The sequence below is a fragment of the Streptomyces sp. SID3343 genome, from assembly GCF_009865215.1.
Classification (GTDB): Bacteria; Actinomycetota; Actinomycetes; order Streptomycetales; family Streptomycetaceae; genus Embleya.
Map to the genome: position 1 here is coordinate 1 of NZ_WWJX01000259.1, position 13,597 is coordinate 13,597.

At 74.1% G+C, this 13,597-nt stretch carries 3 protein-coding genes; all 3 read left to right on the forward strand.

Annotated features, from left to right (window positions below; genetic code table 11):
- The coding region (locus tag GT354_RS08940) for an SDR family NAD(P)-dependent oxidoreductase (RefSeq protein WP_161355728.1) at nucleotides 1-2,995 on the forward strand (2,995 nt) is incomplete at its 5' end.
- Complete coding sequence (locus GT354_RS08945; protein ID WP_161355729.1) at nucleotides 2,992-9,588, forward strand: type I polyketide synthase; 6,597 nt, start codon at nucleotides 2,992-2,994, stop codon at nucleotides 9,586-9,588. The genes GT354_RS08940 and GT354_RS08945, both read left to right, overlap by 4 nt.
- Nucleotides 9,585-13,597 (forward strand): type I polyketide synthase (locus GT354_RS08950; protein WP_161355730.1); only part of this gene is annotated, 4,013 nt, incomplete at its 3' end. The genes GT354_RS08945 and GT354_RS08950, both read left to right, overlap by 4 nt.

The following is a 13,597-nucleotide window of genomic DNA, read 5'->3' on the forward strand; positions in this document are numbered from 1 at the left end:
GGCGCACGGCGTGGCCGGGCCGTCCGCCGCCCGGGGCGCGGTGTGGGTCTTCTCGGGACACGGATCGCAGTGGACCGGCATGGGCCGAGGGCTGTCGGCCGAGCCGGTCTTCGCGTCCGTCGTCGACGAACTGGCCCCGATCTTTGCCGAGGAGGCCGGGGTCGACCTGCGCGCCGAGTTGGCCGAGGCCGACCTGACGGGGGCGCCCGCCGATCGCGTCCAGCCGCTGATCCACGTCGTCCAGGTCGCGTTGGCGCAGGTCCTGCTGGCCCGCGGCGCGCGCCCGGCCGCCGTGGTGGGGCACTCCATGGGGGAGATCGCCGCGGCCGTGGTGGCCGGGGCGCTCGACCGGGGCGACGGTGCGCGGCTGATTCTTCGGCGCTCCGGGTTGCTCGCGGACGCGACGGGACAGGGCTCCATGGTCGCCGTCGAGATGTCGGCGGATGAGGCGGCCCGGCGCTTTCGCGACGAGGACGTGGACGTCGCGGTCCACTCCACCGGCGCCTCCGTCGTGCTGTCGGGCGCCCCGGATCGCGTCGACGCGGTATTGAAGCTGTGCGCGGCGGACGGGACACCGGCTCGGCGGGTGGCCTCGGACGTCGCCTTCCACGGCCGGCAGATGGAGCGGCCGGCCGCCCTGCTGGCCCGAGCCGTCGCGGAACTGACGCCCGGGCAACCGCGGATCGCCGTCTACGGCACCGTCCACGAGGACCCCCGGCAAGTCCCCGCGTACGACGGCGAGTACTGGGCCGCGAATCTGCGCGGCCCGGTGCGTTTCGGCGGCGCGATCGGTGCCGCGCTCGACGACGGGCATCGGCTCTTCCTGGAGGTGGCCCCGCATGCCGTGGTCGGCCGGGCGATCGCCCGGGTCGCGGAGGAACGGGGCCACGAGAAGGTCGCGGCCGTCGCGACGTTGCGCCGGGACGGGGACGCCGCGGCCGATGTACTGCTCGCCACCGCCGCCCTGCACTGCGCGGGCGCGCCGGTGGACCTCACGGCCCTGGTCGCCGGTGGTCGCCTGACCGACCTGCCCACCTACGCCTGGCAGCACCGCCGGCACGGGCGGGCGCCACACGCTCCCGCGCCGCGCCGCATATCCGCCACGCCGGCGGGCGAGCCCGGGTTGCCCGAGGAGTGGATGCACGATCTGGTCTGGCGCCCCGCACCCGCCGCGGCGGCGGCCACGTCGACCGCGGACCTCACCGGCCGCCACTGGCTCCTCCTGGGCGACGACGACGAGGGCATCGCGGCTGCGGTGGCCGAGCAACTGGACGCCCTGGGCTGTCGCACGACGCGCGTGGGTGCGCCGGAGGTCGCCCGGGCGGCGGACGACGCGGTGGCCGCCCTGCTCGCGGGGGCCGACCGGGTCGTCGACCTGGGCGCTGTGGCCCGCTCCGCCGGCTTGGAGAGCGATCCGGCCGCGGTGCACCACGACGTGTATCGCGTCCTGCGGGTCGCTCGGTTGCTGGCTCGGTCGAAGGCGACGAGCGTGCTCCACGTGGCGACCCGGTTGGCGCAGGCGACCGACGACGCCACCGAGGTGCGGCCCGGCGGCGCCGCGCTGTGGGGCCTGGGCGCCGCCCTGGCCCTGGACTACCCGCACGTGTGGGGTGGTGTCGTCGACCTCGACGTCGGCGGCCCCGAGCACGGCGCTCGCGGCCTGGTCGCGGAGTTGCTTCGGGCCCGGCCCGGCGAGTCGGGTCACGAGCCGCAGGTCGCGCTGCGCGCGGACGAGCGTCTGGTGCCGCGTCTGGTCCGCGCGGTCATGCCGCGAGGCACCACGCGGCTGGACCCGGACGGGTGTCATCTCCTGGTCGGGGCGAGCGGGTTGATCGGGCCTCGGTTGGCCGAGCGGCTGGCGGCGATGGGCGCGCGGCATCTCGTACTCGTGTCCCGGCGAGGCCCCGCCCCGGAGCTTGTCGAGCGGCTGCGCTCGGTCGGCGTCGAGGTGACGGCGGTGGCGGCCTCCGTCGCCGACGCGGCCGCGATGGGCACGTTGTTCGCCCGGTTCGGCGCCGAACTTCCGCCGCTGCACGGGGTGTTCCACGCGGCGCTGGCCGGCGGCTACACCGAGACCGATCGGCTCGGGCGGACCGAGGTGTCCGAGATGCTGCACCCCAAGGTGGACGGCACGGCGCTGCTGCACCGGCTCGGCCTGACCCAGCCGCTGCGCCACTTCGTGTTGTTCTCGTCGACCACCGCCCTGCTCGGTGCCCGGGGGCTGGCCCACTATGCCGCCGCCAACCGGTTCCAGGACGCCTTCGCGCACGCCCGCCGAAGGCAGGGATTGCCCGCTCAGGTGGTCAACTGGGGCGCCTGGGAATCGTGGTACACCACGTCGTCGTACGCGGACCTGATGCGCGAGTCCGGGATGCGGGGCCTGGACGACGACACCGCGATCCGCATCCTGGACCGCGTCCTGCACGGTGGCCGGGCACAGCACGTGGTGGCCAACGCGGACTGGGCGGAACTGGCGGGCGCCTATCGCTCCCGTGCGCTCGTTCCGCTGTTGGACGAACTCGCCCCACTGGTGCGCGCGCAGGACGCGGGTGAGGTCGGCGCCCGGATCACCGCCGCTGCGCCCGCCCGGCAGCGCAAGCTGCTGCGTGACCACGTACGCGCCACGGTGGCCCACGTGATGGGCTTCGCCGAGCCGGCGCAACTGCCCACCGACGAACGCTTCTTCCACTTGGGCATGGACTCGCTGATGAGCCTGCAGGCGCAGCGTCGGCTCGCCGACGACCTCGGCTGCGAGTTGGCGCCCGCCGTGATGTTCAACCATCCGACCGTGGACGGCCTGACGGATCGGCTGCTGCCGCTGTTGTCCGCGCCCGACAAGGCGACCGGGCCGATCGAGGTGACGCCGGCTTCGGCGGACGGCCCGGCGCACGAGGGCGGGAACTCGGGCCCGGCCGGCGCCGACGCGAACGCCGACGGTCTCACGGAAGAGGAACTCGTGCGACGCCTGACCGAGAAGATGAGGTCCCTGTCATGAGCGCCCCCAGCGACGACCGCCGCAATGTGCTGATCGAGGCGATGAACACCATCGAGCGCCTCCAGGAGCGGGTGCGCGAGGCCGAGGGGGCGCGGCACGAGCCGGTCGCGGTGATCGGCATCGGCTGTCGCTTCCCCGGTGGGGTGGACGGTCCGGACGCGTATTGGCGCCTGCTCGACCAGGGGCGCGACGCCGTGGTGGAGGTACCGCGAAGCCGTTGGAAACAGGAGGACTTCCACAGCGAGGACCCCGACGCCCCCGGCACGATCCGGGCTCGGGCCGCGGGCTTTCTCACCCATTGGGATCCCGACCGCTTCGACGCCGCGTTCTTCGGGATCAACCCCCGCGAGGCGGCCGCCATGGATCCGCAGCAGCGCATGCTGCTGGAGGTGGCGTGGGAGGCGCTGGAGCACGCCGGGATACCCGCGGACCGGGTGCGCAACAGCCGCACCGGGGTGTTCACCGGCATCACGCTCAACGAGTACGCGGTGCGGCAGTTGCGCCATCTGGGCCCCGAGGACATCGACGCCTACTCGGTCACCAGTTGTCTGCCCAACTACGCCTCCGGTCGGATCTCGTACCAGTTGGGCCTGCAGGGTCCGAGCATCGCCGTGGACTCGGCCTGTTCGTCCTCACTGGTCACCACCCATCTGGCTTGCCAGAGCCTGCGCACCGGGGAGAGTGATCTGGCGCTGGCCTCCGGCACCAATCTGATGCTGATGCCGGAGACGAGCATCACCATGACCCGGTGGGGTGCGCTCGCACCGGACGGGCGGTGCAAGACGTTCGACGCGTCCGCCGACGGCCTGGGCCGGGGCGAGGGTTGCGGGGTCGTCGTGCTCAAGCGACTGGCCGACGCCCGGCGCGACGGGGACCGCGTCTGGGCGGTGATTCGCGGGACGGCGGTCAACCAGGACGGGGCGAGCAGCAATTTCACCGCTCCCAACGGCCTGGCCCAGGAGGCGGTGATCCGTACCGCGTTGGAGCGGTCGGGTCTGGGGCCCGACGACATCGACTACATCGAGGCCCACGGCACCGGCACCGCGATCGGTGATCCCATCGAACTGGAGGCTCTGGCCGCCGCGTTCGGCGATCGTGGTGCGGAGCATCGGCTGATCGTGGGTTCCGCCAAGACCAACCTCGGGCACACCGAGGCCGCGGCGGGGGTCGCCGGGCTGATCAAGTCGGTTCTCTCGCTCCACCACGGCCGCATTCCGCCGCACCTGCATTTTCACGAGATGACCCCGCGGATCAGCGAGCGCGCCTCCCGGGTGGTCGTGCCCACCGAGGGCGCCGCCTGGCCGCGGCCGGAGCGTCCGGCTCGGGCCGGCGTCAGCGCGTTCGGCGTCAGCGGCACCAACGCACACGTCGTGCTGGAGGCGTACGACAAAGGCGCCGAACGGGGTGAGCGGCGGCCCGTCGCGGCGGCTCCCACCGGCGCGGACCGGCGAATGCCGGTGCTTTACCCGCTGTGCGCGGCGAGTTCGCCCGCACTGACCCGAACCGCGCGGGAGTTCGCCGCGTGGCTGGAGGGGGAAGGCCGCGACACGCCCCTGGAGGACATCGGTCGCACGCTCGCGGTGCACCGTACCCATCTGCCCGAGCGCCTGGTGGTGTCGGCCGCGGACCGCGCCGCACTGGTGTGCGCCCTGCGCGCGCACGCCGACGGTGTGTCCGTTGCGGACGCGGTGTTCGCGCGGGCCCGGAGCGCGACCGACGCCGTGTGGGTCTTCTCCGGTTTCGGCTCGCAGTGGGCCGGCATGGGCCGTGAACTCCTGGAGACACAGCCGGAGTTCGCGGCAGTTGTCGACGAACTGGAGCCGGTGCTGCGGGAGGAGTCGGGCTTCGGTCTTCGCGAGTGCCTGCGCTCGGGGGAGTTCGGCACCGTCGCCCAGGCTCAGCCGGTGATCTACGCCGTGCAGGTGGGGCTGGCCGCGGTGTGGCGCTCGTACGGCCTGCGCCCGGCGGCTGTGCTCGGCCATTCGATGGGCGAGGTGGCCGCGGCCGTGGTGGCCGGTGCGCTCACCCCGGTCGACGGCGCCCGGGTCATGTGCCGCCGGTCCCGGTTGTTGGAGGACCACTTGCTGGGCAAGGGCGTCATGGCTTTGGTCGAGTTGCCCGCCGACCGGGTGGCCGCGCGGCTCGTGGAACACCCGGGCGTCACCGTGGCGGTGCACTCCTCGGCGCGCTCGACGGTGGTGGCGGGCGACGAGGCCGCGGTGGAGGCGCTTTTGGCCCGGCTCACCGCCGAGGGCCTGATGGCCAAGCGGGTCAAGGGCGCACTGGGAGCCGGGCACAGCCCGCAGGTCGACTCGATGATGCCGCTGATCCGCGACGCGCTCGCGGACGTCGTCCCCGGCGTCGCGGACGTGCCCGTGTACGGCACGGCGCTGGCGGATCCGCGCGATGTCCCCGACTTCGACGCCCGCTACTGGGCGGACAACGCGCGCAACCCGGTGCGCTTCGCCGGCGCGGTCGTCGCCGCGGCCGAGGACGACCACCGGATCTTCCTCGAAGTGTCCCCGCACCCGATCGTCACCCAGTCCGTGACCGAGACCCTCGCGGACGCGGGCGTCGCCGACGTCGTGGTGACCGGCACACTGCGTCGCGATCTGCCCGAGCAGTGGACCCTCCTCGGCGCGCTGGCCGCACTGCACACCCGCGGGGTGCGCGTGGACTGGTCGCGGTTGCACCCGCGCGGGGAACCGACCACGTTGCCGAACATCCGCTGGCAGCACGAGAGTCACTGGTACACCTCCACCGGCTCCGGCCGCTCGGGCCGCTCCGCCCGCGAAGCCGACGGTCACCCGCTGCTCGGCAGCGGGGTGCGCGTGCCGGGCTCCCCGGCTCAGCACGCGTGGCAGACGGTGGTGGACACCGATCGCCTGCCTTGGCTGGCGGACCACGGCACGGAGGGCGTACCCGTTCTGCCGGGCACGGCCTATTGCGAGATGGCGCTCGCCGCCGCGGCACAGGCGTTCGGCGTGCCGGCCCCCGACGTCGGCGTGGACGACGTCGACTATCTGAGCGTGCTGCCGATCGGCGAACCGGTCACCCTCACCACCGTCCTCACCGAGGAGACCCCGGGAACGGGCCGGGTCGAGATCACCTCGCGGGACGCCTCGGGCCGATCGCTCGTGCACGCTCGGGCCCGCGTCCGCGGCCGGGAGCACGGACAGGGACAGGGGCAAGGACCGAGGCCGGACCGGCCGGTCCACGACTTGGCCGCGCTCACCGAACTCCACCCGCTACGCCGGGATTCCGCGGAGCTGTACGCCCGGTTGCGCGCGGCCGGCCAGCATCACGGACCCGCGTTCGCGGGCGTTCGCGAGGTGTTCACCGCGACGATGGACGGCGGCGGCGACAGCGCCCTGGGCACGGTGGCGCTGCCTGCCGGGGCGCGTCGGGGCGGGCGCGGACTGCATCTGCACCCCGCCCTGTTCGACGCCTGCATGCAGGTTCTGGGCGCCACCCCCGCTGCCGTCGCCGCGCTGGCCGCGAACGACGACGAAGGCGGCGTCCTGCTGCCGGTGGCGATCGACGCGTTGCGCGTGTGGGGCGACCCCGACACCGGCGTGCTGTGCCGTGCCGTGGCACGGGAGGCGGCCGCCATCGACGCGTCGGACGCTGCGGTGATCGGCGCCGTCGAACTGCTCGATGCCGACGGCGCGGTCGTGGTCCAGGCGTCCGGGATCCGGTTGACGTGGCTGCGCCGCGCGGACACCGCCGCGGACGTCACCGGGCTTTTTCACGAACTCGCTTGGCACAGCGCACCGTTGCCCCGCCCCGACGCACTGCCCGCCGGGCCCCTCCTGCTGCTGGTCGAGGACCCGGCGGACTCGATGGTGGTGGCCCTGCGCGAGCGAATCGGCGAGCAGAACAACGTCGTCGTCCTGCCGGTGGACGCTCCACAGGCCGCGACCGCGGCAGCCGACCCGGCGACGGCCGCCGCGGTGCTCGTCCTGCCGTCGCGAGATCACGACGACGCGCTGCGCGAGCGGGACCCCGACGCGGCCCTGGCGCTGGCCCAACGCAGGGTGGCCGACCTGACCGAACTGGCCCGCCGGCTGGCCACGGGCGGGCGCGGTCGGCTGTGGGTGGCCGCCCGTGCCGCCCACGCGCTCACCGACACCGAGCCGGTCGCCCCCGAACAGGCGGCGTTGCGCGGCGTGGTGCGCACGCTGGGCTGGGAACACCCGCAGTTGCGGGCCACGTTGGTCGACGTGGGCTCCGGCGACCCCGCGCAGGCGGCTGCGGCGCTGCTGGCCGAACTGGCCGCGGCCACCGACGAGGACGACGTGGCCCATCGCGGCGGAGTCCGCTCGGTGGCGCGCCTGGTGGCCGCCCCGCACCGGCGGGGAGGACTGCCGCTGCGGCCGCTCGTCGACGGGCACTCGGCGTTTCGGTTGGAGAGCACGCAGCCGGGCGTGGTGGACTCGGTCCGCCCCGTCTACCGGGAGCGGGTCGGGTTGCGGCCCGGCGAGGTCGAGATTCGGGTCGAGGCCGCCGGTGTCAACTTCAGTGACGTGCTCAAGTCGATGGGCTGGTATCGACTGCCCGAGGGCGATCACCGCGAACTGCACCTGGGCGGCGAGTGCGCCGGCACGGTCGCCGGCGTGGGTCCGGGCGTCGAGGGCATCGACGTCGGCGACCGCGTCGTGGCCATCGCGTTCCACAGCTTCGCGTCGCACGTGGTCACCCGGCACGAGCTGGTGGTGCCGCTCCCGCACGGGTTGGAGATGGCGGCCGCGGCGGCGCTGCCGACCGCGTACGGCACCGCCTGGTACAGCCTGGTGGACGTGGGCCGGTTGGCGGCCGGGGAGAGCGTGCTCGTGCACTCCGCCTCCGGTGGCGTCGGCCTCGCGGCGGTGGCCGTCGCCCGGGCGCGCGGCGCGCACGTCTACGCGACGGCGGGCAGCGAGGCCAAGCGGCGCTTCCTGCGCGAGCTGGGCGTATCGCACATCATGGACTCGCGCAGCCTGGACTGGGCGGACGAGATCCGTGCGCTCACCGACGGCGCGGGTGTCGACGTGGTGCTCAACTCCCTTACCGGGGAGGCGATTCGGCGCGGCCTGGCGTGTCTGGCCCCGGGTGGGCGGTTCGTCGAACTCGGCAAGCGCGACATCCACGAGGACATGCGGTTGGGACTGCTGCCCTTCGCCGGGGCGTTGACCCTGGCAGCGGTCGATTTCGATCTGCTGTGCCGCACCAAACCCGCGGTCGTCGGCCGCATCCTGCGCGAGAGCGTCGAAGCGGTGGCGGACGGGCGTCTGGACCGGCTGCCGACCACCGTGTTCGCTCTCGACCGCACGGTGGACGCGCTGCGCACCATGGCCGCGGCCGAGCACATCGGCAAGCTGGTCGTCGATCTGGACAAGGGCCCGGTCGAAGCGGTCACGCGGCCGGAGAACGAGCCGTTCGTGCGGCCCGACGGGGCCTACGTGATCAGCGGCGGCCTGACCGGTGTCGGTCTGGCGACCGCGCGCCGACTGGGCGGGCTGGGGGCCGGTGCGCTGGTGCTCAACGGCCGCAACGCGCCCGGCCCGCAGGCGACTTCGGTGATCGAGGAGTTGCGGGCCGCCGGTGTTCGGGTCGACGTGGTGTTGGGCGACGTCGCCGCGCCGGGTACGGCCCAGCGCCTGGTGGCGGCGGCCGGGGCGGGCGGCCTGCGGCTGCGTGGGGTGATCCACTCCGCCGCCGCCCTCGACGACGCCACCGTGCTCGCGCAGACCCCGGAGCAGCTGCGCCGGGTCTGGTGGCCCAAGGCGGTGGGGGCTTGGCGACTGCACGAGGCCGCGCAGGGGGACCTGGACTGGTGGGTGGGCTTCTCGTCCACGGCGTCGCTCCTGGGCGCCCCGGGGCAGTCCAACTACGCGGCGGCCTGTGCCTACCTCGACGGTCTCGTCCAGTTGCGCCGGGCACGGGGGTTGCCCGCGCTGAGCATCGATTGGGGCCCGTGGGCGGGAGTGGGCAGCGGCCAGGACCTGGCCGACCTGGGATATCGGATGATCTCGCCGCCGACCGGACTGGCCGCGTTGCAGGCGCTGGTGGCTCAGGGTCGGACCAGGACCGGGGTGTTGGACTTCGACGCGCGGGAATGGTTCGCGGCCTCCCCCGCCGCCGCCGGCTCCCCCGTGTACGCCCTGGCCCGTACGACCGGCGACGGCAAAGCCGCGGACCCGGAACGACTGGCCGCGCGCCTGGCCGCGGCCGCCCCCGGGCCGGTCCGCCGCAGACTCCTGGAGGACCATGTGGGCGAGCTCGTCCGGGCGGTACTGCGGCTGGGCCGTACCCCGGTCGACCCGTCGGCGCCGCTGGGCGCCCTCGGCATCGACTCGCTGACCGCGCTGGAGCTGCGCAACCGGCTCGAAGGCGACCTCGATCTGAAACTGCCGGCGACCTTGATGTGGGCCCATCCGAATCTGTCGGCCCTGGCCGACAACCTCGCCGAGCGGTTGGGGCTGGGCCTGGACGCGCCGGTCGACGAGCCGGATCCGCAGCATTCTTCCCACGACGACGACCTGATGGCGCAGATCCTGCTGGCCGCCGAACTCGACGCCGCTGACGGCACCTCGGAGGAATCCGCACGATGACGGACCTGTCCGCACTCATCGACAAACTCTCGCCACCGGCGCGCTCCGCGCTGCTGCGACGTCTCGGCGGCCCCGACGGCGCCGAGCCGGCCGACCGCACCCTCGCCGAGCCGGTCGCGGTCGTGGGCATCGGCTGCCGCTATCCCGGTGGGGTCGCCTCCCCCGGTGACTTCTGGAATCTCCTGGAGGGGGGACACGACGCGATCGGTCCCTTTCCCGCCGAACGCTGGGCCGGTCCCGTCAACGGTTTGCGGCCGGATGCACCGGACGACGGCAATCCGATCCGCAGCGGCGGCTTCCTGGACGACGCGGAGGGGTTCGACGCCGCGTTCTTCGGCATCGCACCGAGTGAGGCCGTCGGGATGGATCCCCAGCAGCGCATCCTGCTGGAGGTCGCCTGGGAGGCGTTGGAACACGCGGGCATGGCGCCGCGCGGTCTGGGCGGCACCCGCACCGGCGTGTACGTGGGCATCGCCGCCCCGGACTATCTCGTCGAGCGGCTGCACGATCCGGCCACCCGGGGCGACCTGCACACCATCACCGGTGCCATTCACAGCACCGCCGTGGGCCGCCTGTCCTATCTGCTCGACCTGCGCGGACCGTCGGTCGCGGTGGACACCGCGTGCTCGTCCTCGCTGGTCGCCATCCACCTCGCGTGCCAGAGCCTGCAGGGGGGTGACAGCGATCTGGTGCTGGCGGGCGGCGTGCATGTGATCAGTTCGGTGCTGACGAGCTTCGGGCTCGGTTCCGCCGGGCTCGCCGGTGAGGACGGCCGCTGCAAGACGTTCGACGCCGGCGCCAAGGGCATCGCCCGGGCGGAGGGGTGCGGCGTGGTGGTGCTCAAGCGCCTCGCCGACGCCGAGCGCGACGGCGACCGGGTGCTGGCCGTGATCCGCGGCAGTGCCGTGAACCAGGACGGCCGCTCCACCAGTTTGACCGCGCCGTCGGTGGTGGCTCAGCGCGACGTGATCGCCGACGCGCTGCGTCGGGCCCGGGTGTCGGCCCAGGATGTGGGCCTCGTGGAGACCCACGGGACGGGCACGGCCCTGGGCGACCCGATCGAGGTGGAGGCCCTGGCGTCGGTGTACGCCGCGGGCGAGCGCGGCGCGTGCGCGCTCGGCGCGATCAAGACCAACATCGGGCACACCGAGGAGGCCGCCGGGGTGGCCGGCCTGATCAAGGCGGTGCTCGCGCTGAACGCGGGCGTCGTCCCGCGCAACCTGCACTTTCGCTCGCTGAACCCGGACATCGACATGTCCGGTGGTCGCCTGGTCGTCCCCGTGCACGCCATGCCGTGGCCGGTCCCGGGGCCGGTGCGCTACGCCGCCGTGTCGGCGTTCGGTATGGGCGGGACCAATGCCCACGTGGTGCTGTCCGCGTCCGTTCCCGAGCCGGCCGCACCGCCTGTGGACGAGGTCACCGACGGCGCCGACGCGGTCGCGAGCGCGTGCGTGGTACCGGTGTCGGCCGGCTCGCCCGGTGCGCTGCGCGCCCAGGCGCAGCGGCTGGCCGACTGGCTCGACGGCCCCGGGCGGGACGTGCCCATCGCCGACGTCGCCCACACGCTGGGCCGGCGCTCGCACCTGGAACAGCGGATCGCCGCCGTCACGAGTACGGGCACGGCGGGCGAGGGCCCCGGCTTGGCCGCGCTGCTGCGCGCGTTCGCCGCGGGTGAGTCCGCGCCCGGCCTCGCCCACGGTCGCGTGCTCCCGGGTGCGCACGGCGGCGCCGTGTGGGTCTTCCCCGGCCAGGGCGGCCAGTGGGCCGGGATGGGCCGCGAACTGCTGGAGCGCGAACCGGCGTTCGCGGCGGCCGTCGACGAGATCGACCCGCTGGTACGGGCCGAGTCCGGGTTTTCCGTGCGCGAGGTCTTCGCCGAGGGCTCCGAACCCGATGTCGACCTGGCCCGTTCGCAGCCGCTGATCTTCGCGCTGCAGGTGGCGCTCGCCCGCACGTGGCAGTCGTACGGTCTGCGCCCGGCGGCGGTCGTCGGCCACTCGATGGGCGAGGTCGCCGCGGCCGTCGTCGCGGGCGGTCTCTCCCTCGCGGACGGGGTGCGGGTGATCTGCCGGCGCTCGCGCCTGGCGTCCGCCAGTGCGGCGGCGCGGGGCGCGATGGCCCTGGTCGACCTGCCCGTCGACGAGGTCACCGAGCGCTTGGCCGGCTACGACGACGTGAGCGTGGCCGTGCTTTCGAGTCCCGAGTCCACCGTCGTGTCCGGGGCGACGGACACCGTCGACCGGCTCGTCGCCGAGTGGGAGGCACAGGGACTGCTCGCCCGCAGGATCAAGGGGGCGACGATCGCGTCCCACTCCCCGCGCATGGACGGCCTGTTGGCGCCTTTGCGGGAGAGTCTGCGTGACCTGCGGCCGACGGTGCCCACGACGGTCTTCTATTCGACCTCGACGGGCGATCCGCGCGCCGAGTCGGCGTTCGACCCGAACTACTGGGCGCTGAACCTGCGCAACCCGGTGCGGTTCGCCGACGCGATCACCGCCGCCGTCGAGGACGGCCACCGCGTGTTCGTGGAGATTTCTCCGCACCCGGCGTGTGAGCCGCAGGTCGTGGCCACCGCGGCGGCCGCCGGCGTCGAGGACGTGGTGGTCGTCCCCTCGCTGCGCCGGGGCGAGCCCGAGCACCTGACGCTGCTGACCCATCTCGGCGCGTTGCACTGCCACGGTGCGCGACCGAGCCTGCCGAGCCCTGCGGGCGGGCGCCTGGCCGACGTGCCCACCACCGCGTGGGAGCATCGGCGCTACTGGCTGCGCGAGGGTCCGCCCGCGACTCGGCCCGCGGTGGACGTGCATCCGCTGCTGGGCGTCCACGTCGTCGTGCCCGGCGCCCGCGCGCAGCACCTGTGGCAGGCGGAGATCTCCGTCGAGGCGCTGCCGTGGCTGGGCGACCACGCGGTCAACGACGTTCCCGTGCTGCCCGGAACGGGCTACTGCGAGATGGCGTTGGCGGCGTCCTGCCAGGCCTTCGGTGTCCCCGCGGAGCGCATCGCGCTGGAGGACGTCGACTACCAGGCGCTGCTCGTCCTGGACGGCCCGGTGACCGTGACCGTCGCGGTGCGCGTCGAAGGGCCCGAGCGGGCCGTGGTGGAGGTCGTGTCGGCGGGCCCGGGGCCCGACGGTCGCACGGTGCACGCCACGGCCGTCTCGCGGCTCCTGCCCGCGGCCACGCCGGCCGACCGCGACGTCGAGCGGCTGGTCGCGGACCACACCGATCGGCGCGATCCGCAGGAGCTGTATCGCCGGATGCGCGCCTCGGGCCAGGTCCACGGTCCCGCCTTCCGCGGCACCGCCGCCCTGTCCCTGCGTCCGGCGGACGGCGAGCGGGAACTGTCCGTGCTCTCCCGGCTGGCCCGGCCGCAGACCGCCGTCGCCCACCCGCTGATGCAGGTCCATCCGGCTTTGCTGGACGGCTGGTTCCATCTGATCGCGGCAGCGGTCCTGGAGCGGCCCGAGACGTATCTGCCCGCGGGGGTCGGCGGCCTGCGCGTGCACGCCGGTCTCGACGGGGTCGCCGTCGCGCACGCCCGGCTGCGTGCGGCGGGCGAGGACGGTGCGCTGCTCGCCGATGTGGACCTGCTCACCGAGGACGGCCGGGTGGTGGTCGAGGCGACCGGCATCCTGCTGCGGCGGGTGTCCGCGGTCGATCTGCCCACCACCACGCACGGCAAGCTCTTCGAGCTGACCTGGGAGGAAGCGGCTTTGCCGGCTCCCGTCGTGGACGGGGAACCTGCCGGTGTGCTGCTGATGGGCACCGGGAAGTACGACGACCTGCGCGCGGCGTTGGAGGCGGCCGGCCGGCGCTGTTCGACGGCGGAGCCCGGCGACCTGCGGGCGCCGGCCCGGGCGGTGGCCGAGTCGGTCGCGGACGTGTTGCTCTTCCTCACCCAGGACGGGGGGCCGTCCTCGTTCGACGAAGCGAACGACCCGCTCGACGCCGCCGAGGAGCGCGTGCTGCTCGCCGCCCGGGTCGCGGCCGAACTGGCGGCCGCGCCGGT